This is a genomic window from Streptomyces sp. NPDC043908, assembly GCF_056435525.1.
The window spans coordinates 342,763-366,216 of the sequence record NZ_JBWKEI010000005.1 but is presented as its reverse complement, the minus strand read 5'-3'; the positions used below and the strand labels follow the sequence as shown (position 1 = coordinate 366,216).

Annotated in this window: 18 protein-coding genes and 1 riboswitch; of the genes, 7 read left to right on the top strand and 11 right to left on the bottom strand. The window is 73.1% G+C overall.

All coding sequences use genetic code 11. From position 1 onward, the window contains the following. Positions 1-2: 2 nt before the first annotated feature. On the bottom strand, positions 3-1,085 hold the full coding sequence (gene ribD, locus AC069K_RS14530) for a bifunctional diaminohydroxyphosphoribosylaminopyrimidine deaminase/5-amino-6-(5-phosphoribosylamino)uracil reductase RibD (RefSeq protein ID WP_478615766.1): 1,083 nt from the start codon (positions 1,083-1,085) through the stop codon (positions 3-5). 160 nt (positions 1,086-1,245) lie between these two features. After that, positions 1,246-1,376: riboswitch (FMN riboswitch) on the bottom strand. Between the two features lie 289 nt (positions 1,377-1,665). Between ribD and AC069K_RS14525 the strand changes: the two genes are divergently transcribed. Then, the gene (locus tag AC069K_RS14525) at positions 1,666-4,131 is read left to right on the top strand and encodes a chitinase C-terminal domain-containing protein (RefSeq protein WP_478615763.1); all 2,466 of its coding nucleotides are present in this window, start codon (positions 1,666-1,668) and stop codon (positions 4,129-4,131) included. A 112-nt stretch (positions 4,132-4,243) separates the two neighbouring features. Here AC069K_RS14525 and AC069K_RS14520 read toward each other — a convergent pair whose 3' ends face one another. Then, positions 4,244-5,377, bottom strand: coding sequence for an ROK family transcriptional regulator (locus AC069K_RS14520; RefSeq protein WP_478615760.1), 1,134 nt, complete (start codon positions 5,375-5,377; stop codon positions 4,244-4,246). A 122-nt stretch (positions 5,378-5,499) separates the two neighbouring features. Here AC069K_RS14520 and AC069K_RS14515 point away from each other — a divergent pair, with 122 nt between their 5' ends. Continuing rightward, the gene (locus AC069K_RS14515; protein ID WP_478615757.1) at positions 5,500-6,729 is read left to right on the top strand and encodes an MFS transporter; all 1,230 of its coding nucleotides are present in this window, start codon (positions 5,500-5,502) and stop codon (positions 6,727-6,729) included. A 155-nt stretch (positions 6,730-6,884) separates the two neighbouring features. Here AC069K_RS14515 and AC069K_RS14510 read toward each other — a convergent pair whose 3' ends face one another. Further along, positions 6,885-8,192 carry an alginate lyase family protein gene (locus AC069K_RS14510; RefSeq protein ID WP_478615754.1) on the bottom strand — a complete coding sequence of 436 codons (1,308 nt, stop codon included), beginning with the start codon at positions 8,190-8,192 and terminating at the stop codon, positions 6,885-6,887. A gap of 188 nt (positions 8,193-8,380) precedes the next feature. Between AC069K_RS14510 and AC069K_RS14505 the strand changes: the two genes are divergently transcribed. Continuing rightward, positions 8,381-9,811: a uracil-xanthine permease family protein gene (locus tag AC069K_RS14505; RefSeq protein ID WP_478615752.1), complete on the top strand. Its 1,431-nt coding sequence runs from the start codon at positions 8,381-8,383 to the stop codon at positions 9,809-9,811. Here the strand turns inward: AC069K_RS14505 and AC069K_RS14500 are convergent. Then, complete coding sequence (locus AC069K_RS14500) at positions 9,793-10,896, bottom strand: glycoside hydrolase family 6 protein (protein ID WP_478615937.1); 1,104 nt, start codon at positions 10,894-10,896, stop codon at positions 9,793-9,795. The two genes, AC069K_RS14505 and AC069K_RS14500, sit on opposite strands and share 19 nt — an antisense overlap. A gap of 187 nt (positions 10,897-11,083) precedes the next feature. Between AC069K_RS14500 and AC069K_RS14495 the strand changes: the two genes are divergently transcribed. Next, positions 11,084-11,851, top strand: a complete 768-nt coding sequence (locus AC069K_RS14495; RefSeq protein ID WP_365113920.1) for a DUF5995 family protein — start codon at positions 11,084-11,086, stop codon at positions 11,849-11,851. A gap of 134 nt (positions 11,852-11,985) precedes the next feature. On the opposite strand, the gene AC069K_RS14490 is transcribed toward AC069K_RS14495, so the two are convergent. The 4 genes from AC069K_RS14490 to AC069K_RS14475 form a co-directional block, all read right to left on the bottom strand. Beyond that, the gene (locus tag AC069K_RS14490; RefSeq protein WP_358835063.1) at positions 11,986-13,680 is read right to left on the bottom strand and encodes a flavin monoamine oxidase family protein; all 1,695 of its coding nucleotides are present in this window, start codon (positions 13,678-13,680) and stop codon (positions 11,986-11,988) included. Positions 13,681-13,738: 58 nt separating this feature from the next. Next, positions 13,739-14,536, bottom strand: coding sequence for a carbon-nitrogen hydrolase family protein (locus AC069K_RS14485; protein WP_358835062.1), 798 nt, complete (start codon positions 14,534-14,536; stop codon positions 13,739-13,741). A 185-nt stretch (positions 14,537-14,721) separates the two neighbouring features. Beyond that, positions 14,722-15,177 carry an Lrp/AsnC family transcriptional regulator gene (locus AC069K_RS14480; RefSeq protein ID WP_358835061.1) on the bottom strand — a complete coding sequence of 152 codons (456 nt, stop codon included), beginning with the start codon at positions 15,175-15,177 and terminating at the stop codon, positions 14,722-14,724. A 10-nt stretch (positions 15,178-15,187) separates the two neighbouring features. After that, a complete protein-coding gene (locus AC069K_RS14475; RefSeq protein ID WP_358835060.1) occupies positions 15,188-16,672 on the bottom strand; it encodes an amino acid permease in 1,485 nt (494 codons plus the stop codon). A gap of 359 nt (positions 16,673-17,031) precedes the next feature. Between AC069K_RS14475 and AC069K_RS14470 the strand changes: the two genes are divergently transcribed. Continuing rightward, positions 17,032-18,015, top strand: a complete 984-nt coding sequence (locus AC069K_RS14470; protein WP_478615745.1) for a GDSL-type esterase/lipase family protein — start codon at positions 17,032-17,034, stop codon at positions 18,013-18,015. 153 nt (positions 18,016-18,168) lie between these two features. Here the strand turns inward: AC069K_RS14470 and AC069K_RS14465 are convergent, their stop codons facing one another. From AC069K_RS14465 to AC069K_RS14455, 3 genes are all read right to left on the bottom strand, one after another. Beyond that, the gene (locus AC069K_RS14465; protein ID WP_478615742.1) at positions 18,169-19,650 is read right to left on the bottom strand and encodes a GuaB1 family IMP dehydrogenase-related protein; all 1,482 of its coding nucleotides are present in this window, start codon (positions 19,648-19,650) and stop codon (positions 18,169-18,171) included. 98 nt (positions 19,651-19,748) lie between these two features. After that, the gene (locus tag AC069K_RS14460; protein WP_478615739.1) at positions 19,749-20,093 is read right to left on the bottom strand and encodes a barstar family protein; all 345 of its coding nucleotides are present in this window, start codon (positions 20,091-20,093) and stop codon (positions 19,749-19,751) included. After that, positions 20,090-20,518, bottom strand: coding sequence for a guanyl-specific ribonuclease (locus AC069K_RS14455; protein WP_478615736.1), 429 nt, complete (start codon positions 20,516-20,518; stop codon positions 20,090-20,092). Before AC069K_RS14455 ends, AC069K_RS14460 begins: the two co-directional genes overlap by 4 nt. A gap of 58 nt (positions 20,519-20,576) precedes the next feature. Here AC069K_RS14455 and AC069K_RS14450 point away from each other — a divergent pair, with 58 nt between their 5' ends. Next, positions 20,577-22,121: an ATP-dependent DNA ligase gene (locus AC069K_RS14450; protein WP_478615733.1), complete on the top strand. Its 1,545-nt coding sequence runs from the start codon at positions 20,577-20,579 to the stop codon at positions 22,119-22,121. A gap of 4 nt (positions 22,122-22,125) precedes the next feature. Further along, the gene (locus tag AC069K_RS14445; RefSeq protein ID WP_478615730.1) at positions 22,126-23,454 is read left to right on the top strand and encodes a type I glutamate--ammonia ligase; all 1,329 of its coding nucleotides are present in this window, start codon (positions 22,126-22,128) and stop codon (positions 23,452-23,454) included.

Genomic DNA, 23,454 nt, shown 5'->3' with positions numbered 1-23,454 from the left:
GCTCAACGCTCCTTGGGAATGGCACTGATACGGAGATCGGGGCCGATGCGGACGGTCTCGGTCAGTTCGAGCCGCAACGCCTCGGCGATCGTGGTGATTCCGCCGCCGGCCAGGGCCGCGGGGCCCGCGCCGAGCAGGACGGGTGCGAGGTAGCCGACGACCTTGTCGACCGCGCCCGCGGCGACGAAGGCCCCGGCGAGGGCCGGGCCGCCTTCGAGGAGCACGGACCGCACGCCCCGGCCGTGCAGGGCGGCCAGCAGCGCCGGGATGTCCAGACCGGTGGCGGCGCGCGGCAGCCGCACCACCTCGGTGCCCGCCAGATGGGCGGTGTCGGCGTCCTCGGCGACCGCGATCAGGGTCGGCGCGGCGGCGTCGAGGACCCGGGCGCCGGGCAGCACGGCCGCGGCCTCGGTGTCGACGACGACCCGCAGCGGCTGGACGGCGCCGTCGATCCCGCGCACCGCGAGGTGGGGGTCGTCGGCGCGGGCGGTCCCGGAGCCCACGACCACGGCGTCCGCCTCGGCGCGCAGCCGGTGGACATCGGCGCGGGAGGCGTCCGAGGTGATCCAGCGGCTGCTGCCGTCCTCGGCCGCGATCCGGCCGTCCAGGGTGGCGGCGTACTTCCACAGGACGTACGGGCGGCCGAGCCGTACGGAGGTGAGCCAGGCGGCGTTGCCGGCCTCGGCCTCGTCCGCGAGCAGGCCCTGCTCCACCTCGACGCCGGCCGCCGCGAGCGTGTCGGCGCCCCCGGTGGCCTGCGGGTTCGGGTCGCCGACCGCGTACACGACGCGGGTGACGCCGGCCGCGATGAGCGCCTGGGCGCAGGGGCCGGTGCGACCGGTGTGGTTGCAGGGTTCGAGGGTGACGTAGGCGGTGCCGCCCCGGGCCCGGTCGCCCGCGGCGGACAGGGCGTGGACCTCGGCGTGCGGGCCGCCGGCCTTCTGGTGGAAGCCCTCGCCGACGACGGCGCCCGAGGCGTCGGTGATGACGCACCCGACGACCGGGTTGGGGCTGGTGGAGCCGAGTCCGCGCGCGGCGAGCTCGACGGCTCGGCGCATGGCGTCTGCGTCGGCTGCGGTGGCCACCGGGTCCTCCTGCCTCTTCGGGCACGGACTCCGGGGCTGTCGATGAACGACAGAGAGCGGGAACAGGGCCGTACAGACAGCTCACGCAGGGCCGAAGGACACCGATCGCCCATGACGGCGATCAGCGGAACGGCCGGCATGAGCCCTGAGGGCCCGCCCGCCGCGCACTGCCTCCCATCCGGACTTTCACCGTCGGTCCAGGAATTCCACCTGGTCAACCGGCCACTGGATGCGGCCGGGTCGCGGACTATTACCGCCGGTTCGGAATTACACCGACCCCGGAGTGCGCTGCTGCTGGTACAGGGTCAGTGTGCCACGACTGATCGTCGGCCATACGGGCGAACATCTATGGCCTGGGTCACAGTCCGGTAGCGGCCGGTAACGGAGGTTCGCCGTCCGCCCACCCCGCCCACCCCCTCGGGACCCCTGCATTGGTCCATACCTATTGACGCTCTGGTCTAGTCCTCTTAATCTCCGTGTCACCTCCGAGGTGAGGGCCGCCGGTGTGCGCACGCCGGGGCCGCCGCACGACCGCCCGCCGTCCGCCGTGTCCCACCGACCTCCCCTGGAGGAACAGATCGTGCTGTCCCCCACTCGTACGAGAGCCACGCTGCTCGCGACCGGTGCCGCGGTCGCGGGACTGCTGCTCTCCACGCTCTCCACGGGCGTCTCGCACGCCGCCGACAACGAAGTGTGCCGCCCCGACGGGCTCTACCGGACTCCGGGCGTCGACGTCCCGTACTGCTCCGTGTACGACACCGAGGGCCGCGAGAAGATGGGCGCGGACCACCAGCGCCGGGTCATCGGCTACTTCACCGGCTGGCGCACCGGCCAGGACGGGACCCCGGCCTACCTCGCCTCCGACATCCCGTGGGACAAGGTCACCCACGTCAACTACGCCTTCGCGCACATCGGTTCCGACAACAGGATCTCCGTCGGCGGCGACGGCGAGAAGAACGCGGCGACCGGGATGACCTGGCCGGGCGTGGCCGGGGCCGAGATGGACCCCGCGCTCCCCTACAAGGGCCACTTCAACCTCCTGAACAAGTTCAAGAAGCAGCACCCGAATGTGAAGACGCTGATCTCGGTGGGCGGCTGGGCCGAGACGGGCGGCTACTTCGGCGACGACGGCAAGCGCGTGGCCTCGGGCGGCTTCTACTCGGTGGCCACCAACGCGGACGGCTCGGTGAACCAGCCGGGCATCGACACCTTCGCGGACTCGGCCGTCGCCTTCGTCAAGAAGTACGGCTTCAACGGCGTCGACATCGACTACGAGTACCCCACGACGATGAAGGACGCGGGCAACCCGCTGGACTGGACGCTGTCCAACGCGCGCCGGGCGGGCCTGGTCAAGGGCTACGCGGTGCTGATGAAGTCGCTGCGCGAGAAGCTGGACCGCGCGGGGGCGGCCGACGGGAAGCACTACCTGCTGTCCGTCGCCGCCCCCTCCTCCGGCTATCTGCTGCGCGGCATGGAGACCTTCCAGGTCCAGAAGTACCTGGACTACGTCAACATCATGTCGTACGACCTGCACGGCGCCTGGAACGAGTACGTGGGCCCCAACGCCTCGCTCTTCGACGACGGCAAGGACGCGGAACTCGCCGCGGCGGGCGTCTACTCGACCTCCCAGTACGGCGGGACCGGGTACCTCAACGCCGACTGGGCCTACCACTACTTCCGCGGTTCGATGCCGGCCGGGCGCATCAACATGGGCCTGCCGTACTACACCCGGGGCTTCAAGAACGTGACCGGCGGGACGGACGGGCTGTGGGGCAGGGCCGCGTCCACCAGCTGTCCGGCCGGGTCGGGGCTGACCAAGTGCGGTGACGGCGCGACCGGCATCGACAACCTCTGGCACGACCTCGACGACAACGGCAAGGAGGCCCCGGCGGGCTCCAACCCGATGTGGCACGCCAAGAACCTGGAGAAGGGCGTCGTCGGCGACTACGTGACCCGGTACGGCTTCCCGGCCGACACCAGGCTGACCGGCGCCTACACGCGCAAGTACAGCGCGGCGCTGGTCGCGCCGTGGCTGTGGAACGACCAGAAGAAGGTCTTCCTGTCCACCGAGGACGAGCAGTCGGTGAACGCCAAGGCCGACTACGTGGTCGACCGGGGCATCGGCGGCACGATGGTCTGGGAGCTCGCGGGCGACTACCGGTACAACGCGGCCAAGGGCCAGTACGAGCCGGGCTCCACGCTGACGTCCGCGATGTACGACAAGTTCAAGGCGGCAGCCCCCTACGGCGCCAAGCGCTCCTCGGTGGCCCTGCCGACACAGGCGCTCGACATCGGCGTGGACTTCGGGCAGTTCCCGCTCGGCGACTCCAACTACCCGATCAGCCCGAAGGTGACGCTCACCAACCGCACCAGGGCGACGCTGCCGGGCGGGACGGAGTTCCAGTTCGACTACGGCACCTCGGCCCCGGCGAACGCCAAGGACCAGTCGGGCTTCGGTACGACGATCGTGCGCAGCGACCACACCGGCAGCAACGTGGGCGGTCTGAAGGGTGACTACAACCGGGTCTCGCTGAAGCTGCCGGCCTGGCAGTCGCTGGCCCCGGGCGCCTCGGTGACGCTGGACTTCGTCTACTACCTGCCGGTGTCCACGCCCTCCAACTGGACGGTCACCTTCGGCGGCCGCACCTACGCGGTGGCCGGGGACCTCACCCGCGGCGCGACGCCCACCGAGCCGGACACCGGCACGACGGGCGGGACGACCGGGGGCACCACGGGTGGGACGACCGGCGGGACCACGGGCGGGACGACCGGGGGCACCACGGGTGGGACGACCGGCGGGTCCACCGGGGGCACCACGGGCGGGACGACCGGGGGGACCACGGGTGGGACGACCGGCGGGTCCACCGGGGGCACCACCGGCGGGGGCTCCTGTGCCGCGCCCGTCTGGTCGGCCACGGCCGAGTACGGCAGCGGCACGACCGTCTCGCACAAGTCCCACACCTGGAAGTCGAAGTGGTGGACGAAGGGCGAGGAGCCCGGGACCACCGGCGAGTGGGGCGTCTGGCAGGACCTCGGGACCTGCTGAGGCCCCGCCCCCGAACGCCCGGCGGCGCGCCTCGGGGCCCTTGCCGCCCCGCCGGGCACCCACGGTGAAGCGCCCGCACCCCGGCCGGAACTCCCGGCCGGGGTGCGGTGCGTCAGGGCCCGAACAGCTCGTCCTGAGCGGCGTCCCGGGCCGCGAGCAGGGCCCCGCGCAGCACCGCCCGGTCCCCGAGTCCGCTGGGCCTGACCTCCGCGCCGAGCGGGGTGAGGGCGGCGAGCCGGGCCCGTACGCGGGCGGAGAGCCTGGCGCCGCCCGCGTGGCCGAGTTCGCCGCCCAGGACGATCAGACCCGGGTCCAGTACGGAGACCACGGCCGCCGCGCCGATGGCGATCCGCTCGGCGAGCGCGTCGAGGAACGGGCCCTCCGCCTCCCGTACCAGCGTCTCGGCGCCGCCGCTCAGCCCGTGCCCGGCGGCGAGCCGCAGTACCGCGTCGGCGCCCGCGAGCGCGTGGAACCCGCCGTCGCAGCCGGTCGCGGACGGCAGCCCCCCGGTGCCCGGGACGGGCAGGAAGCCGATCTCGCCCGCCCCTCCGGACGCGCCCCGGCGCAGCTTCCCGTCCAGGAAGACCGCGGCCCCCACGCCCTGGCCCAGCCAGAACAGTACGAAGTCGGTCTGACCGCGCGCGGCGCCGAGGCGGTGCTCGGCCATCGCCGCCAGGTTCACCTCGTTCTCGACGAGGACCGCGGCCGACAGCCGCCCCTGGAGGGCGGGGACCAGCGCCCGGTGCCAGGCGGGCAGCCCGGTGCTGTCGCGCAGCTCTCCGGTCGCCGGGTCGATCAGGCCGGGCGCCCCGATCCCGATGCTGTGCAGCCGCGCAGCGCCCGCCTCCTTCGCGGTGCGCTCCAGGAGCGCCACCGCCTGTTCCACGGCCGGCCCCGTCCCGGCCTCGGCGTCGATCGGTAGGGCGGCCCGGGCGAGGGTCGCGCCGAGCAGGTCCGCCACGACCACGGTGACGCTGTCGGTGCGTACGTCGAGGGCGGCGAGGTGCGCCCGGTCGGCGGCGATCCCGTACAGCTTGGCGTTGGGTCCGCGCCGCTCCGCGCCGGACTCCCCCACGACCCGGACAAGGCCCGATCCCTGGAGCCGTTCGACGAGATCGGCGACGGTGGGCCGGGACAGACCGGTGAGCTCCTTGAGCTGAGCCGCCGTCAGCGGCCCCTCGTCCTGGAGCAGACGCAGGGCGAGGCGGTCGTTGATGACCCGGGCGGTGCTCGGTGATGCGGGCATGCCGGGGATCCTTCCAGACGACCGAAACCCGTCGGACGGCGGAGTATTTATCAGGCAGGGTTCCTGATAGTTTATCGCGGGCACCGGACCACAGTGACCATTTCCAGGGGAGGACCGGCCGGATGAGGACCGAAGCGGACGTCGGCGCACGGCAGTTGAGGCGGGCCAGGATCGCGATCGCCGCGGTGTTCTGCGTCCACGGCACGGTCACCGGGAACTTCGCCACCCGGGTCCCCTGGATCCAGGAGCACACCGGCATCTCCACCGGCCAGCTCGGACTCGCGCTCGCCTTTCCCGCCATCGGCTCGTCGCTGCTGATGCCGCTCTCCGGCGCGGTCACACACCGCCTCGGGGCGCGCCGGGCGCTGCGCGGGCTGCTCGCCCTGTGGACCCTGGCCCTCGCCCTCCCGGCGCTGGCGCCGAACCTCTACACGCTCTGTGCGGCGCTCTTCGTGTTCGGGGCGACGGCGGGCCTGTCGGACGTGGCCATGAACGCGCTGGGCGTGGAGACCGAGGACCGGCTCGGGCGGTCCATCATGTCGGGGCTGCACGGCATGTGGAGCGCGGGCGCCCTGATCGGCTCGACCGCCGGCACGCTCGCCGCGCACCTCGGCGTCGACGCGCGCGTGCACCATCTCGTCGCGGCGGCCGTCCTCACCGCGCTGGGCGCGCTCGTCTGCGGCGCCGTGCTGGATCTGCGCAGCGCGCCCGACGAGGTTCCGCCGCCGCGCTTCACCCTGCCGCCGAGGACGGCGGTGGTGATCGGCCTCGTCGCGTTCTGCGCGGTCTTCGCCGAGGGGGCGAGCCTGGACTGGTCGGCGGTCTACCTGCGGGACACCCTGGACGCGTCGGCCGGGCTCGCCGCCGCCTCCACCACGGCGTTCACCCTGACCATGACGGTGGCGCGGATCGCGGGCGACCGGGTCGTGGACCGGTTCGGCGCGGTACGGACGGTCCGCTGCGGCGGCGCGCTGGCCACGGCGGGCGGGCTCGCGGTGGTCCTGGCGCCCGCGCCGGCCGTGGCGATGGCCGGGTTCGCCCTGGTGGGGCTGGGGGTGGCGGTGGTGGTGCCGCTGGCGTTCGCGGCGGCCGGGCGCAGCGGCCCCAACCCGAGCCAGGCCATCGCGGGCGTCGCCACCATCACGTACACCTCGGGCCTCGTGGCCCCCTCGACGATCGGCGGCATCGCCGATCTGACGTCCCTGGTGGTGTCGTTCGGCCTGGTGACGGTGTTGGCGCTGGGGCTGGTCGCGGGGGCGACCGTGCTGCGTACGGGAGGGCGCGCCCGTGCGACGGGTGGCGGGGCCGCCGTGGAGGCGGCACCGGCGCGTTCCACCGGCGCCGCCCCCTAGGGCGTGTCGCGAACGTCCCGCCTGCCCCTCGGGCGGACGGCTCCACTTTCGCGACACGCCCCAGCGCGGCCCGCGGCTGAACCGTATGGGGGGCGGTTCAGCCCGGACGCTCCTTCCGCACCGGGCGGCCCCTGGGCCCGGGTGCCGGCCGCGACTCAGCCGGCGATCGAGTCCAGTTGTTCGGCAGCGGGCCGCAGCGCCCACAGGTCGCCGCCGGGCGGGGCCTGGAGCCTCGGGACGGCCGCGCGGGCCTTGCGGTCGCCCGCGTCGGCCGCCGCGTGCACCACGTCGCTCGCCGCGTACCGGGAAAACTCCAGCTCCGGGTGGGGCCAGGCGGCCGCCCCGGTCGCCGCGGGCAGCAGATAGTCGACGGCCCTGAACAGGCTCTGTCCCTGCGGCCCCCGGTGGCCCCAGAGGTCGACGCCGACGTGCCGGCCGATCGCGGCCAGCCTGCTGTACGCCACCAGGTCGAAGACCGAGTAGTGCCAGCTGCGGGTGCGGGCGAGCTCCTGGGGCTGGCTGCCGTCGGCGGCGATCTGCGGGTCGACCCGCAGCTTCGCGGCGGCCCGGACGGTCCTCGCCGCCAGCGCCCGGTCGCCGGTGGCGAGGGCGAGCGCGGCGATCTGCATGTCCTGGAAGGTGCCGTGGTTGTTCCTGGCGGCCGACTCCTCCTTGCCGAACGGCGAGGTCAGCAGCCAGTTCAGGAACCTCTTGTTCCAGTCGCGCATCCGCGTGCGGTCCTCGGCCCGCCAGCCGGGCGCGCCCAGGTCGAGGACGGCGACGGCGTCCAGGACGCCGGTGTACTGCTGGGAGAAGTCGATGATGCCGATCGCCCGGCCGTCGTACGCGCAGGGGATGAACTGGCCGTGGTCGAGGTGGGGGTTCATCGCGGTCGCCGGGTCCAGGAACCAGGTGCGCAGGGCGGTTGAGGCCTGCTCGGCGTACCGGGCCCGGCCGGTGTAGTACCAGGCGAGGCTGAGCGTGGTCACCGAGCTCACCATCCGGCCGAGGTCGAGGCGGTCGGTGCCGGTGTCGACCTCGGGGTTGCGCTGCCCGTCCCTCTGCACGTACGGGCAGCCCCAGGGGTTGTCGGCGGTCCTCGGCCGGGAGGGCCACCAGTACGGCGCCTGGCTCAGGTAGTCGTGGGGGTCGCCGCCCGGCGCGGGCCTCGGCTTGTCCACGACCGTCCAGGGGCCCTGCCCGAGCCGGGCGTCGGCCGCCGCGGTCAGCTTCCCGACGGCGGCGCGCAGCGCGGGGTCGCCCGCGTCGAGCCGCAGCCGCGCGTCCCTCATGCGCGCCCCGTCGACGACCACGGTGTGCGGGGCCCCGAGAGGGGCGGGCCGGGGAGCGGCGGCGTGCGAGGCCGTCGGGACGAGCGCCGAGGCGACGGCCGCCACCGCGGCCAGTAGGGCCACCAGTCGGCCGCGTCTTCCACCGGCGGCCATGCCGGATATGCCACCCATAGAGGCACCTTCCCCACCTAGGAACTTCACATATCTGAACTCTATTCACCAGTAAGGCCGTTGGAGCGTAGAGCCAGCAGTTCCGGGTGACAATGCCCCGCGCGGAATTCACGGATGGGACCCGATCTCCCGGGCCCCACTACCATGGCGCTGATTCTTCTCAGCACGGAACGAACTGGAGCAAACTCATGGGCCTCGGCGTGCGCTGGACCCTGCACGGTGACGGGCGGACCCCCGCCCCCGGCGCCGTCGTCCGTCCGGACGAGCGGCTCTCCTGGCCCCGGACGATCGGCCTCGGCGCCCAGCACGTGGTCGCCATGTTCGGCGCGTCCTTCGTGGCGCCCGTCCTCATGGGCCTGGATCCCAACCTCGCGATCATGATGTCCGGCGTCGCCACGGTCATCTTCCTGCTCGCCACCAAGGGCCGGGTCCCCAGCTACCTGGGCTGCTCCCTCTCCTTCGTCGGCGTCGCCGCCACGATCCGGGCGAGCGGCGGGACCAGCGCCACCGTCACCGGCGCGGTCCTCGTCGTCGGCGCCGTCCTGTTCGCGGCGGGCCTCGCGGTGCAGCGGTTCGGCGCGCGGGTCATCCACGCCGCGATGCCGCCCATCGTGACCGGCGCGGTCGTCATGCTGATCGGCTTCAATTTGGCGCCGGTGACCGCCGCCACGTACTGGCCGCAGGACCAGTGGACCGCGTTGCTGGTGATGCTCTTCACCGGACTCGCCGTGGTCTGCCTGCGCGGCTTCTGGTCCCGGGTCGCGATCTTCCTCGGGCTGCTCTTCGGCTACGCGATCTCCTGGCTCTTCGACCGTGTCTTCGGCAGGATCCACTCCGTTCCGGGCGCGGGCGAGGCCACCGACCACTGGCGTCTGGACCTCTCCGGAGTGGGCAGGGCCGACTGGATCGGTCTGCCCTCCTTCCACGCCCCGCACTTCGAGTGGTCCGCCATCCTGGTCGCTCTGCCCGTGGTGATCGCGCTGATCGCGGAGAACGCCGGACACGTCAAGGCCGTCGGTGAGATGACCGGCGACGACCTCGACGACAAGCTGGGCACCGCGATCGCCGCCGACGGTGTGGCCTCGGTGCTCTCCACCGCCGTCGGCGGCCCGCCCAACACCACCTACTCCGAGAACATCGGCGTCATGGCCGCCACCCGCGTCTACTCGACCGCCGCCTACTGGGCCGCCGCCGGCTTCGCGCTGCTCTTCGGTGTCTGCCCCAAGTTCGGCGCGATCGTCGCGGCCATCCCCGGCGGCGTCCTCGGCGGCATCACCGTCATCCTCTACGGCATGATCGGCCTGCTGGGCGCCCAGATCTGGATCAACGCCGAGGTGGACCTGCGCAATCCGCTGAACCTGGTCCCGGCGGCGGCCGGCATCATCATCGGCATCGGCGGCGTCAGCCTGAAGTTCACCGACGACTTCCGCCTCGGCGGGATCGCCCTGGGCACCATCGTGGTCATCACCGGCTACCACGTGCTGCGCGCCCTGGCCCCGGCCCATATGAAGGAGCAGGAACCGCTGCTCGACGAGGGCACGTCGTCCTACGGCGAGCGCGATGACGAGCGTAGCGACGGGCAGGGGACGCCCGAGGGGCCTCAGCGCGCCAAGTCGTAGGCGTAGTCGGGCGCGAAGCTGCCCGCCGTGCCCCGGCAGCCGTCGGACTCGCCGGGCAGCTTCACCCACAGATAGGCGTCGATACGCGCCTCGCCCGTCCGCGTGGTGGGCGCGCGTCCCAGGCCCCGCCCGGCCGGGTCGCACCACTGCCCGTCCGGCGGCGCGCCCCTGCCGTTGCGGCTGGTGTCGATCACCGCGCCCAGCCGCGCGGGACCGCCCAGCGCGGTGAGCACCCGGCGCGCGTACGCCACCTCGTCCGCCGTGGCGTGGAAGTTGGAGACGTTGGTGAAGACGCCGTCGCCACTGGTGGCGGCGCCCGCCGCACGCAGCAGCCCGGCCATCTCCCCCGCGTCGCGCCAGCCGGAGTGGCCCGCGTCGAAGTACACCCTGGCCCTGGGGTCGGCAGTGTGGAGCGCGCGCCCCGCCCTGGCCAGCGAGGCGAACCGGGCCGTGCGCTCGCCGCCGGTGAGGCAGTCCGACTGGGCGATCGCGTCCGGCTCCAGGACCACGATGACCGGTGAACGCCCGAGCCCCGCCGCGAAGTTCCCCATCCATCTGTCGTACGCGGCGAGGTCCGGCGCGCCGCCCTGCGAGGCGCCGCCGCAGTCCCGGCCGGGTATCGCGTACGGGACGAGCACCGCCACTCTGCCCTGCGCGGCCGCCGCCGAGGTCACCGCCCGTACCTCGCGCGTGATCGAGCCCGGGTCGTACGCGGTGAACCACACGGCCGTGGGACGGTCCGCGATCCGGCGCTCGATCAGCGGGCGGCGGGGGTCACCGGGGTGGGCCCGGACCCAGTCGAGGACCTGCGAGTCGGGCGAGCGGTAGAGCGGGGCGGAGATCGCGCCCGGCGCGGGCGAGGGGGCGGCCGGGGGCCGGGGAGACGTGGACGGACGGGCGGCGCGCGGGGTCGCGCGCGGGGGCGACGGGGGCACGGACGCCGGGGCGGGCACGGCGGGCAGGGTCGCGACGGCGGGCGACGGGGAGGGCGCGGGCCGTGCCGTGCCGCCGCCCTCGCCCCCGAGGGCCGCCACGGCGCCGGAGACCGCGCCGACGCCCACGACCGCGCAGGCCAGCGCCACCATGGCGGTGCGCCGGGCGGCCGAACGGCGCGCGGCTCTGTCCTCGCCGCGCCGGTGCGCGCGTGACGGCGGTGTTCCCGACAACCGCTGACTCCTCTTCCTCCGGGCCCGACGGCCCGTGTTCACCCGTTCCGGGGAAGCCCCGGGCACGGCGACGTCCCGGGCGGCGCCGGGCTGGGACGCTGCCCCCATGGTGCGGATCGGACAGCGGGCAGGTGCCACGGGGCTCGCCGGGGCGTCGGTGGACACCGTAGCGGGGCGGATGCGGGCGCTGCGCGCGAGCCTGCCGCCCAAGGACGGCCTGGCCGTCTTCAACCGGGTCTATCTCGCGGTCACCGAGGAGATCGGCCGCTCCCTGACCCGGGGCGCGTTCGAGGACCCGGGGGCGGCGGCGACGCTGGACGTGCTGTTCGCCCGGCGGTATCTGCGGGCGGTCGACGCGGTGGCGGCGGGGCTGCGCCCGCCCGCCTGCTGGCGGCCGCTCTTCCAGTACCGGCGCCACCCGGGCGTACGCCCCCTGCAGTTCGCGCTCTGCGGCATCAACGCCCACATCGGGCACGACCTGGCGCTCGCCGTCGTCGACAGCTGCCGCGCCCTGGAGTGCGGACCGGAGGGTCTGGAGCGGGACTTCGAGCGGGTCGGCGACATGCTGGTGGCGCTGGAGGAGCGCGTGCGCGAGGAGCTGATGCCCGGGCCCGACCTGCTGGAGGTCGCGGACCCGCTCACGCATCTGCTGGCGTCGTGGAGCCTGGAGCGGGCGCGCGACGCGGCCTGGTCCTCGGCGCGGCTGCTGTGGCGGCTGCGGGAACTTCCCGAGCTGTCCGGGGAGTTCAGGGAGCGGATGGACGCGGGGGTCGGCCTGGTGGGCCGGTGCCTGTTGACGCCGTACGCGGGCCCCTCTCCCGCACGCGCAGTCCCCGCCTGCCGCTCCGGCCCGGGCCCGGCCTTCTCCGGCTGAGGCGAGTACGGCGCGAGCGGCGCGGGTGCGCCTGCCGGCGCGGGGCTGTGAACGGATGACGGGACGGAGGAGGGGCCCGGGGGCCGCAGCCCCCGGGCCCCTCGATCCCGGTCCCCGCCCTCGTAGGTCCGCCGTCAGTCCTCCGGCAGCTCGACCGGCGCGATCTCGTCGTACAGGTCGCCCGGGCCGGGGTTGGTGCCGTCGGTGGCGCCGCCGAGGTGGTGCATGACGCCCCACACCGCGTTCAGCGCGGTCTGCACCGCGCCCTCGGCCCAGCCGGCCGTCCAGGAGATGTCGTCGCCCGCGAGGAAGATGCCCCGCTTGTCCTCGGGCAGCGAGTCCTGCATGAAGTGCGTGAACAGACGGCGCTGGTAGCGGTAGTGGCCCGGCAGGTTCGCCTTGAACGCGCCCATGAAGTACGGCTCGTTCTCCCACGACACGGTCACCGGGTTGCCGATGATGTGCTTGCGGATGTCGACCTTCGGGTAGATCTCGCCGAGCGACTTGAGCATGACCTCCATGCGCTCGTTCGCCGACAGCGGCAGCCACTTCAGGCTGTCGTCGCACCAGGTGTAGGAGAGGCAGATGACGGCGGGCTTGTCCGGGCCGTCGTCCAGCAGGTAGGTGCCACGGGTCATCCGGTCGGTGAGCGTCATCGACATGACGTCCCGGCCCGTCTCCTCATCCTTGTCCAGCCAGAACGGGCGGTCCACAGGCACGAAGAGCTTGCTCGACTCCATGTAGTGGGTGCGCTCGATCGCCGTCCAGTGGTCGATCGGGAAGAGCGAGTCATCGCACTCGATCTTGGAGAGCAGCATCCAGGACTGCGCGGTGAAGATCGCCGCGCGGTAGGTGCGGATGTCGCCCGACGCGTCGGTGACGGTGATCCGGTTGCCCGCGGTGCGGGTCAGGCGGGTGACCGCCGGGCGCGGCGCGCCCTCGTGCAGCGAGGAGAGCGAGGTGCCCTGCGCCCAGTGCACGATCTTCTCCGGCTCGCGCTCCCACAGCCGCAGCGGCAGCTGCTGGGAGCCGCCGACGATGCCGCGGTGGTGGTCGTCCGCCTCGGTGTAGACGACGCGCAGGATCTCCAGGATGGAGTTGGGGAAGTCGGTGTCCCAGCCGCCGGTGCCGAAGCCGACCTGGCCGAAGATCTCGCGGTGGCGGAAGGACTTGAACGCCTGCGAGTCGCAGAGGAAGCCGTAGAAGGTCTGGTTGTCGAGCTTCTCGACGAGCTTGGCCCAGATCTCCCGGATCCGCGGGACGTCGCGCTCGCGCATCGCGGTGTTCATGTCCGAGAAGTCGGCGCCCTCCTCCAGGCAGGCGTTCCACGCGGCGGCCACGTCGCGGTAGACCTGCGGCAGGTCGGCGATGGTCTCGGCGTAGTGCGACTCGCCCTTGAGGTCGACGACGGTCGAGGGGGTGGCCTCGGCGAGCGGGTTCGGGAACGGCTCGGTGACCAGGCCGACCAGGTCGATGTAGTGCTGGAGCGCCGTCGAGGAGGGCGGGAAGCGCATGGCGCCCATCTCGGCGGTCAGACCGTCCGTGCCGGGGCCGTCGAAGCCGACGGTGCGCAGCCGTCCGCCGATCTGGTCGGCCTCGTACACGACGGGCTTGAGGCCCATCTTCATCAGCTCGTACGCCGAGATGATGCCGGACAGACCGCCGCCGATGACGGCGACCTCGGTGCCGTGCTCGGTCGCGGGTATCTGGCCGAGCCCGGCCGGGTGGGCCAGGAAGTCGTCGTACGCGTAGGGGAAGTCCGGACCGAACATGGTGATCGGCGGCTGGCCCTCGGGCTGCGGGACGGCGGTGGGCACCGTGGACGTCATGGGGTACGGACTCCTTGCACAATACGAGGGGGGTAGGGGGCGGCCGGAAGGGTCCGGGTCAGACGAGGGAGGTGTAGAGGCCGGGGCGGCGGTCGCGCAGATACGGGTTGTTCGCGCGCGAGGCGGCCAGGAACTCGGGGTCGGCGTCGCCGACGACCAGCTCGGCCTCGCGGCCCGCGCGGGCCCGGGCGGTGCCGTCGGGTCCGGCCAGGCAGCTCAGCCCGACGAACTCGAACTCGCCCTCGGGGCCGGTCCGGTTGACGTACGCGATGTACATCTGGTTCTCGAAGGCGCGCACCGGCACCACGGACTCGGCGACGAACTGGAAGGGGTGCATCTGCGCGGTGGGCACCAGGAGAAGGTCGGTGCCGGCCAGCGCGTGCGCCCGGACGTTCTCGGGGAACTCCACGTCGTAGCAGATCATCATGCCCAGCCGCAGACCGTTCAGCTCGGCCTGGACGACCTGCTGGTCGCCGGGGGTGAACCACTTCTGCTCGAAGCAGCCGAAGAGGTGGGTCTTGCGGTAGTTCGCCAGGCGCTGCCCGTCGGCGGCGATCAGCTGCGCCGAGTTGTAGACGGTCTCGCCGTCCCGCTCGGGGTAGCCGTAGAGGACCGCGAGGCCGTGCCGGCGGGCGATCTCGGCGATGGCCCGCGCTCCGGGGCCGTCGGCGGCCTCGGCGAGCCGGGGCACGTCGTCCCCGATGGCGTAGCCGGTGAGGAACATCTCGGCGGTGACCAGCAGGCCCGCCCCGGTCGCCGCGGCCCGCCCGGCCGCCTCGTCCAGCACCTTCAGGTTCGCGGCGACGTCACCCGGACGGCCGGAGCTCTGGAGCAGGGCGGTGCGCAGCGGGGGCATGGCGGTCCTCGGGGCGAAAGTGGTTGAAGGGGTCACCTAGACGGTACGTTCCGCCGCTCGACCCCGACAAGGCACGACTGTTGCGTGCCGGAGGAGGATTCGTTGCGCGTGAGAGGCCCTGTGCGGCGATTCGTTGCGTGGCCGCCGCGCGGCCCGTAACGCCCCCGGGCCCCGGGCCCGGACGATCAGGCGGGCGAGCCGGAGGAGAAGCGCCTGAGCAGGGGCGAGAGCACCAGGACCGACTTGGTGCGCTCCACGTACGGCTCCCCGGCGATCCGTTCCAGGACCCGCTCGAAGTGGCGCATGTCCGAGGCGAAGACCTGGACGATCGCGTCCGCCTCACCGGTGACGGTGGAGGCGGACGCGACCTCGGGGTACCGCTCCAGCCCGCGCTTGATGGCGTCGGGCGAGGTGTTGCGGCGGCAGTACAGCTCGATGAAGCCCTCGGTCTCCCAGCCCAGCGCCGCGGGGTCCACCCGGACGGTGAAGCCGGTGATGGCGCCCTCGGCGCGCAGCCGGTCCACGCGCCGCTTCACGGCGGGCGCGGAGAGGCCGATCAGCGAACCGATGTCGGCGTAGGAGCGGCGGGCGTCTTCGGCGAGGGCGTGGACGATGCGCTCGTCGAGGTCATTGAGTCGCACTGCGGGTGGGTCACTTCTCTGCGGATACGGTGTCCGTGGCCGTGGCCAGTCGGGAGCGGCGGATGCCGTACCCGAAGTAGATCACGAGACCGACGGCCATCCAGACTCCGAACACGGTCCAGGTGGACGTGCCGAGGCCCTTCATCATGTAGATGCAGAAGAAGAAGCCGAGGATCGGGCAGACCCAGCCGAGCGGGGCCCGGAAGGTGCGCGGCATGTCCGGGCGGGTCCGGCGCAGCACGATGACCGCGATGTTGACCAGCGCGAAGGCGAAGAGCGTGCCGATGCTGGTGGCGTCGACGAGGTCGCCGAGCGGGACGGCGGCGGCGAGGACACCGCAGAAGAGCGACACGATGACCGTGTTGGCGCGGGGGGTGCCGGTCTTGGGGTTGACCTTGCCGAAGACCTTGGGGACCAGGCCGTCGCGGGACATCGAGAACAGGATGCGGGTCTGGCCGTAGAGCACGGTCAGCACCACGCTGGCGATGGAGATGACGGCGCCGGCCGCGAGCAGCGTGCCCCAGAAGGTCTGGCCGCTGACGTCGTTCATGATCGCGGCGAGGGTCGCCTCGCTGCCCTCGAAGGTCTTCCACTGGCGGGCGCCCACGGCGACCGCGGCGACCAGGACGTACAGCGCGGTGACGATGATCAGCGAGAGCATGATCGCGCGCGGCAGGTCGCGCTGCGGGTTCTTGGCCTCCTCACCGGCGGTGGAGGCGGCGTCGAAGCCGATGTAGGAGAAGAAGAGCGAGGAGCCCGCGGCGCTGACACCGGCCATGCCGAGCGGCATGAAGTCGGAGTAGTTGCCGGACTTGAAGCCCATGATGCCGATGGAGCAGAAGAGCACCAGGGTGACGATCTTCACCGCCACCATGATGGTGTTGGCGCGGGCTGACTCCCGGGCGCCGCCGAGCAGGAACACCATCGCGAGCAGCACGACGATCAGCGCGGGCAGGTTGAATATCCCGCCGTCGCCGGGCGGCGCCGAGAGCGCGTCCGGGATGGTGACGCCGATGGTCCCGTCGAGCAGCTCGTTGAGGTACTGCCCCCAGCCGACGGCCACGGCCGCGACCGAGACGCCGTACTCCAGGATCAGGCACCAGCCGCAGACCCAGGCGACGAGTTCGCCCAGCGTTGCGTACGCGTACGAGTACGAGGAGCCCGCCACCGGGATGGAGCCCGCCAGCTCGGCGTAGGAGAGCGCGGAGAACAGCGCGGTGAGTCCGGCGAGGACGAACGACAGGGTGACCGCCGGTCCGGCCTTGGGGACGGCTTCGCCCAGGACGACGAAGATGCCGGTGCCGAGCGTGGCGCCGATGCTGATCATGGTCAGCTGCCACATGCCGAGGGTGCGGCGCAGAGTGCCGCCCTCGCCCTTGCCACCCTCGGCGACCAGCAGTTCTACCGGCTTGCGCCGCAGCAGCGGGTTGCCGGGGCGCGGGGCCCCGGTGGCCGGTGCTGCTGCGGTGGGGGGCGCTGTGCCGTGGTCCAACACTTCAGTGGGCTCCTTGTCGCTGCCTTCGGACGTCGGCGACCACGACGGTCCGGCCCTTCCCGTACGAAGGGGCAATCCGGGCATGACTGAGCACACCGTGGCCGGTACCGCCGAGCAGGCGGTCGCCGCCACTCCACGTATCGCGAGAAGAGTAAAGGGTTCCGCTTCCCGCTCGTAATGCAGCAACCTTGCGCATCAGTGAATGATCATTGCGCACAAGCGCGACGGATGGGTGTTTGTTGCGCATCAGCGTTCGATCCGTGCGTCAACGGTGTGATCGGGCCGTGCCCGGCGGGGTAGGAGTGAGGTCCCCGACACCCCTGCCGACGAGTGTCCGGGTACCCCGATCGGAGGCGTCGATGACCTGGCTGGACCCGGATCCGTTCCTGCGCGGGGTGGCCTGGCGGGACGCGAAGGGCGCGCCGGTGCGGGCGGACCCCGACGACCTGGCACGACTGCCCTGGGACACCGCGGAGCGGGCCGGACTGCCCATAGGGGTGCGGCTGGAGTTCACCGCCGCCGGGGCGTCGGCGGTGGAGATCCACTACCGCGCCGAGGTGCCCGCGCCGGGCGAGGAGATGCGCTCCCTCGCCCACACCTTCGCGCTCTGGGCGGACGGCCGCCTCGTTCACGAGACGGCCGTGACCCCGGCCGAGGAGGCGGTCGCGGTCCTCGAACTCCCGCCCGGCGGCGGCCCGTTCACCCTCCATCCGCCGCAGGACCGCGCACCGCGCGTCCTCGCCCTGCGCGGGGTCGGCGGCACGCTCACGCCCGCCCCGCGCGGGCCCCGCTGGCTGGTCCACGGCGACTCGATCACCGAGGGCTGGTGGTCGACCCGTCCCGCCCGCGCCTGGCCGGCGGTGGCCGGGCGGGCACTCGGCCTGGACACCGTCAACCTCGGCTACGCGGGAGCCGCCCGCGGCGAACTCGCCGTCGCCGAACAGCTCGCGACCCTGCCGGCGGACGTCCTGACCCTGGCCTTCGGCACCAACTGCTGGTCGGCCGTGCCGAGTTCGGCGACGCTGCTGTACGAGACGACCCGGGCGTTCCTGGCTCTGGTGCGCCGGGGCCACCCGCGCACCCCGCTGCTGCTGCTCTCGCCGCTGCTGCGTCCGGCCGCGGAGCGCACCCCGAACGCGCTGGGCGCCACGCTGGGCGCCCTGCGCTCCGCGATGGAGGCGGCGGCCCGGGACCGTGTCGCGGACGGCGACAGCCGCCTCCACGTGCTTTCCGGACGCGACCTGGTGACCGAGGACGACCTGGCGGACGGTCTGCACCCGAACGACGGCGGCCACGCGAAGGTCGCGGCGGCGGTGGCGGAGGCGCTGGGACCCCACGTATAGAGCTGGGACCGCGCATAGGGAGACGGCCCCCCGCGCACAGCGCGGGGGGCCGTCTCCACAGGGGCAGGCGGGGCCGTCTCTTCAGGGGCGCGGAGAACCGCGTGATCCGCCACGGCGTACCCGCCGACGAAGGACGGGGCCCCCGCGGAGCTCCTAGCTCCAGCTGGCGTGCAGCGGCTTGCCCTCCGCGTAACCGGCGGCGGACTGGATGCCGACGACCGCCTTCTCCTCGAACTCCGCGAGCGAGCTCGCGCCCGCGTAGGTGCAGGAGGAGCGGACGCCCGCGATGATCGAGTCGATCAGGTCCTCGACGCCCGGCCGGGTCGGGTCGAGGAACATCCGCGAGGTGGAGATGCCCTCCTCGAAGAGCGCCTTGCGGGCCCGGTCGTACGCGGACTCCTCGCTCGTGCGGTTGCGCACCGCGCGGGCCGAGGCCATGCCGAACGACTCCTTGTAGAGCCGTCCGTCGGCGGACTGCTGGAGGTCGCCCGGGGACTCGTACGTACCGGCGAACCAGGAGCCGATCATGACGTTGGAGGCACCGGCCGCGAGCGCCATGGCGACGTCACGCGGGTGGCGCACACCGCCGTCGGCCCACACGTGCTTGCCGTACTTCTTCGCCTCGGCCGCGCACTCCAGGACGGCGGAGAACTGCGGGCGGCCCACACCGGTCATCATCCGGGTGGTGCACATCGCGCCGGGGCCCACACCGACCTTGATGATGTCGGCGCCCGCGTCGATGAGGTCGCGCACGCCCTCGGCGGCCACGATGTTGCCCGCGACGATCGGGACCTGCGGGTCCAGGCCGCGGACGGCCTTGATCGCGGCGATCATCGACTCCTGGTGGCCGTGCGCGGTGTCCACGACGATCGTGTCGGCGCCGGCGTCCAGGAGCTGCTTGGCCTTGCCCGCCACGTCGCCGTTGATGCCGACGGCGGCGGCGATCCGCAGCTTGCCGGCGGCGTCGGTGGCCGGGGTGTACAGGGTCGCGCGCAGGGCGCCCTTGCGGGTGAGGATGCCGGCGAGGCGGCCGTCCTTGTCCACGGCCGGGGCGTAGCGGCGGTTGGCGTGGTCGAGCTTGTTGAACGCCTCGCGCGGGTCGATGTCCGCGTCGAGCAGCAGCAGGTCCTTGGACATGACCTCGGAGAGCTGCGTGAAGCGGTCGACGCCGGTCAGGTCGGCGTCGGTGACGACACCGACGGGGCGCTGCTCGGAGTCGACGACGACACCGGCGTTGTGGGCGCGCTTGGGCAGCAGCGCCAGCGCGTCCGCGACGGTCTGGGTCGGCGCGAGGACGATCGGGGTGTCGAGCACGTGGTGACGCGTCTTGACCCAGGTGATGACGTCGGTGACGACCTCGATCGGGATGTCCTGCGGGATGACGACGATGCCGCCGCGGCGCGCCACGGTCTCGGCCATCCGCCGTCCCGCGATGGCCGTCATGTTGGCGACGACGAGCGGGATCGTGGTGCCCGAGCCGTCGGGCGAGGCCAGGTCGACGCCCTGGCGGGAGCCCACCGCGGAGCGGCTGGGGACCATGAACACATCGTCGTACGTCAGGTCGTACGGCGGCTTGATGTCATTGAGGAAACGCACGTGCAGAACATCCCAGTCGATCGGAGTGACCCCAGGCATTTCAGCCGGGGCTAAACGCACGTACTTCATTGTCCCATGTTCGGGTGTTCGCGCCGCCCGGGCCGATCCTCCAGAGGCCGGGAAGGGCCCTGGTGCGATCAGACGAACGCGCCGAGGGCGAGCACCACCGCCAGGGTGCCGCTGTCGCCGTCGGCCACCGCCTCGTCCAGCACGTCCCGGGCCGTCTCCCACTCCTGCGGACGCGCCCGCGCGTATCCCTGCCAGCCCCGCACCACCAGCAGCCGGCCGGGGTCGGCCGGGCCCCAGTCGGGGTCGCCCAGGCAGTCGGCGAGGGCGTCCCAGTTGCGGCCGAACCACTCCGGCAGACGCAGCGCGCGGGCGCAGCGGTCCATGAAGCCGGCCTTGTCGGTGACCCCGGTGAGGTCGAGCACGTCGACCTGCCAGCCGGTGGCCCGTACGGCGTCGAAAGGGTCGGCCGTCATCGCAGCACCGCCAGAAACGTCTTGTAGTGGTCGCCGGTGTAGTAGATCTCGCCGCCCTGCCCGGTGACCAGCCGCCGGGCGCCGCGGTCGCGCGACTTCGGGGTGGTCACCGTGTACTCGTGGTAGTAGCCCCGCTTGTGCTGCGGCAGGGCCTTCTCGAAGTTCGAGAAGACCGTGCCGTCCTTGGCGTACGGGAAGGGGCCGCCCCGGTCGATCAGCTTCAGGGTCTGCTGGGCCTCGGTCGGCAGTGCGCCGGCGCGGACGGTCGCCATGTCCCGGGCCCAGCCGGGCGTGGCGGCGCCCGCGGCGGTGGCGGCGCGGGACGGCCCGGCGTCCCCCTCCCCGCCGCCCCCGCATCCCGCGAGCAGCAGCGCCAGGCACGCCAGCAGGGCGGCGACGGTCGTTCGGGCGGACCTGGTGGGCATGCGCCGATGCTGCCACCTCGGACCTGCGGACGCGAACGGACCGGGTGAGGATGGGGACATGCTGCTCGCCGACGTGGCCACGACCTCCCGCGAGATCGCGGCGACCTCCTCCCGTACGAGGAAGGCCGCCCTGCTCGCCGCGCTGTTCCGCGAGACCGCCCCGGCCGAGGCCCCGCTGGTGGTCACCTATCTGGCGGGACGGCTGCCGCAGCGCCGTACGGGCCTGGGCTGGAGCACCCTGAAGGACCGCCCGCCGCCCGCCGGGAGCCCCGCCCTCACCGTCCAGGAGGTCGACGCGGCCCTCGACCGGATCGGCGCGCTGTCGGGCAAGGGCGCCCAGGGCGAGCGCGGACGGCTGGCGCGCGAGCTGATGGCCGCCGCCACCGAGGAGGAGCAGCGGTTCCTCATCGGTCTGATCACCGGTGAGGTCCGCCAGGGCGCGCTCGACGCGGCGGCCGTGGAGGGCCTGGCCGAGGCGACCGGCGCCCCGGCGGCGGACGTGCGGCGCGCGGTGATGCTCGGCGGCTCGCTGGGGGCCGTGGCCCAGGCACTCCTCGGCGGTGGCGGCGACGCGCTGGCGGCCTTCCGGATGGACGTGGGCCGGCCGGTGCTGCCGATGCTGGCGCACACCGCCAAGGACGTGGACGAGGCGCTGGACCGGCTGGGCCCGTGCGCCGTGGAGGAGAAGCTCGACGGCATCCGGGTGCAGGTCCACCGGGACAGCGACGAGGTGCGCGTCTTCACCCGTACGCTCGACGAGATCACCGCCCGGCTGCCCGAAGTGGTGGCCGCCGCCCGCGAGTTGAAAGCCGATCGGGCGATCCTCGACGGCGAGGTGATCGCGCTCGACCAGGAAGGGCGGCCCCGGCAGTTCCAGGACATCGCGGGGCGGGTGGGTTCCCGGCTGGATGTGGCCGGTGCCCAGGACCGGTTGCCACTGTTTCCGGTCTTTTTCGATCTGCTCTCGGTGGACGGCCGCGACCTCCTCGATCTGCCGGTGCGCGAGCGCTGCGCCGAGCTGGTCCGGGTGGCACCGGAGCCGCGCCGGGTGCGGCGGGTGGTGGTGGAGGACCCGGCCGATCCCGAACAGCGGTCGGCGGCAGGGGAGTTCGCGGCGCTGACGCTGGAGCGCGGCCATGAGGGCGTGGTGGTGAAGGCGCTGGACTCGGCGTACAGCGCGGGCCGCAGGGGCGCGTCCTGGCTGAAGGTCAAGCCGGTGCACACCCTCGACCTGGTGGTGCTGGGGGCGGAGTGGGGGCACGGCCGGCGCACCGGCAGGCTCTCCAATCTGCACCTGGGCGCCCGCCGCCCGGACGGCTCGTTCGCCATGCTGGGCAAGACCTTCAAGGGTCTCACCGACGTGCTGCTCGCCTGGCAGACCGAGCGGCTGCGGGAGCTGGCGGTGGCCGAGGAGCCGTGGGGGGTGCGGGTGCGGCCGGAACTCGTCGTAGAGATCGCCTTCGACGGGGTGCAGAGATCGTCCCGCTACCCGGAGGGGGTGACACTGAGGTTCGCACGGGTAGTGCGCTACCGCGAGGACAAGAGCGCCTCGGAGGCGGACACGGTCGCCACGGTGAAGCAGCTGGGCGGCGGGAGGGACTGAGGCAGTGGGGTCGGAGCAGGTGCGGGAGCGGGTACGGCGGGCACGGCAGGAGGCGGCGCGGCTGGCCTCCGAGGGGGTCCGCGCGGTGGCGCTGACCTCGGTGGACAACGCGGGCATCGCGCGCGTGAAGGCGGTGCCCGCGGCCCGGCTGCCCTCGGTCGTGGAGCGCGGGGTCGGGATGTCGCCGTGCTTCGACGCCTTCCTGGTGGACGACTCGGCCACCTCCAGCCGCTTCAGCGGCGGACCGGACGGCGATCTGCGGCTCTTCCCCGACCTGGACCGGCTGACCGTGCTCGCCGGGCAGCCGGGCTGGGCCTGGGCCCCGGTCGACCGCTACGACCAGCGGGGCGGTGAACACCCGGGCTGCCAGCGGCTGTTCGCCCGTCGGATGACGCTCCGGGCCGCCGAGCGGGGCCTCTCGCTGCGCATGGGCTTCGAGACGGAGTGGACGGTCGCGCCCGCGCTCGAAGGCCCGGCGTACGGGATGGCGCGGGTCGTGGAGCGGTCCGCGTACCTCGGTGATGTGCTCGGCGCACTGCTGGACCAGGGGGTGGATGTGCTGCAGATCCACCCCGAGTACACCGAGGGCCAGTTCGAGGTGTCGGTGGCCCCCACCGATCCGGTGGGAGCCGCGGATCTGTCGGTGCTGGTGCGCGAGACGATCCGCGCGGTCTCGGTACGGCACGGCCTCACCCCCCTCTTCGGCCCCGTGGTCACCCCGGGCGGTGTCGCCAACGGGGCCCATCTCCACCTCAGCCTCTGGCGGGACGGCCGGAACCTGTGCGGCGGCGGTGACGGCCGTCTCGCCATGACCGCCGACGGCGAGGCGTTCCTCGCGGGCGTCCTGGCGGCCCTGCCCGCCCTGGTCGCCGTCGGCGCCCCCTCCCCCGCCAGCTACCTCCGCCTGGAACCCTCCCGCTGGGCCGGCGCGTTCCAGTGCTGGGGGCACGAGAACCGGGAGGCCGCCCTCCGCTTCATCACCGGCGCGCCCGACGACCCGGACGCCGCCAACGCCGAGGTCAAGTGCTTCGACCCGGCCGCCAATCCGTATCTCGCGGTGGGCGCGGTGATCGCGGCGGGCCTTGCGGGCCTGGACACCAAGGCGATGCTGCCCGAGCCGGTCTCGGGCGACCCCGCGGTGGTCGGCGGCCGGCCGCGCCTGCCCGCCTCGCTGCCCGAGGCGCTGCGCCACTTCACCGCGTCCGACGTCCTGCGCGAAGCGATGGGCGACCCCCTCTTCGAGGCGTTCGCGGCGGTCCGCCAGGCGGAGTCGGCCCTGTTCGAGGGCAAGTCCCCGCAGGAGATCGCGGACGCGACGCGGGGGCGGTACTGA

Bases quoted from the DNA above. Each gene is read 5' to 3' on its own strand.
- AC069K_RS14450 (WP_478615733.1), top strand. From the start codon at position 20,577: ATGCTGCTCGCCGACGTGGCCACGACCTCCCGCGAGATCGCGGCGACC.
- AC069K_RS14460 (WP_478615739.1), bottom strand. From the start codon at position 20,093: ATGACGGCCGACCCTTTCGACGCCGTACGGGCCACCGGCTGGCAGGTC.
- AC069K_RS14505 (WP_478615752.1), top strand. From the start codon at position 8,381: ATGGGCCTCGGCGTGCGCTGGACCCTGCACGGTGACGGGCGGACCCCC.
- AC069K_RS14470 (WP_478615745.1), top strand. From the start codon at position 17,032: ATGACCTGGCTGGACCCGGATCCGTTCCTGCGCGGGGTGGCCTGGCGG.
- AC069K_RS14500 (WP_478615937.1), bottom strand. From the start codon at position 10,896: ATGGTGGCGCTGGCCTGCGCGGTCGTGGGCGTCGGCGCGGTCTCCGGC.
- AC069K_RS14465 (WP_478615742.1), bottom strand. From the start codon at position 19,650: ATGCCTGGGGTCACTCCGATCGACTGGGATGTTCTGCACGTGCGTTTC.
- AC069K_RS14490 (WP_358835063.1), bottom strand. From the start codon at position 13,680: ATGACGTCCACGGTGCCCACCGCCGTCCCGCAGCCCGAGGGCCAGCCG.
- AC069K_RS14495 (WP_365113920.1), top strand. From the start codon at position 11,084: ATGGTGCGGATCGGACAGCGGGCAGGTGCCACGGGGCTCGCCGGGGCG.
- AC069K_RS14455 (WP_478615736.1), bottom strand. From the start codon at position 20,518: ATGCCCACCAGGTCCGCCCGAACGACCGTCGCCGCCCTGCTGGCGTGC.
- AC069K_RS14510 (WP_478615754.1), bottom strand. From the start codon at position 8,192: ATGGGTGGCATATCCGGCATGGCCGCCGGTGGAAGACGCGGCCGACTG.
- AC069K_RS14515 (WP_478615757.1), top strand. From the start codon at position 5,500: ATGAGGACCGAAGCGGACGTCGGCGCACGGCAGTTGAGGCGGGCCAGG.
- AC069K_RS14485 (WP_358835062.1), bottom strand. From the start codon at position 14,536: ATGCCCCCGCTGCGCACCGCCCTGCTCCAGAGCTCCGGCCGTCCGGGT.
- AC069K_RS14520 (WP_478615760.1), bottom strand. From the start codon at position 5,377: ATGCCCGCATCACCGAGCACCGCCCGGGTCATCAACGACCGCCTCGCC.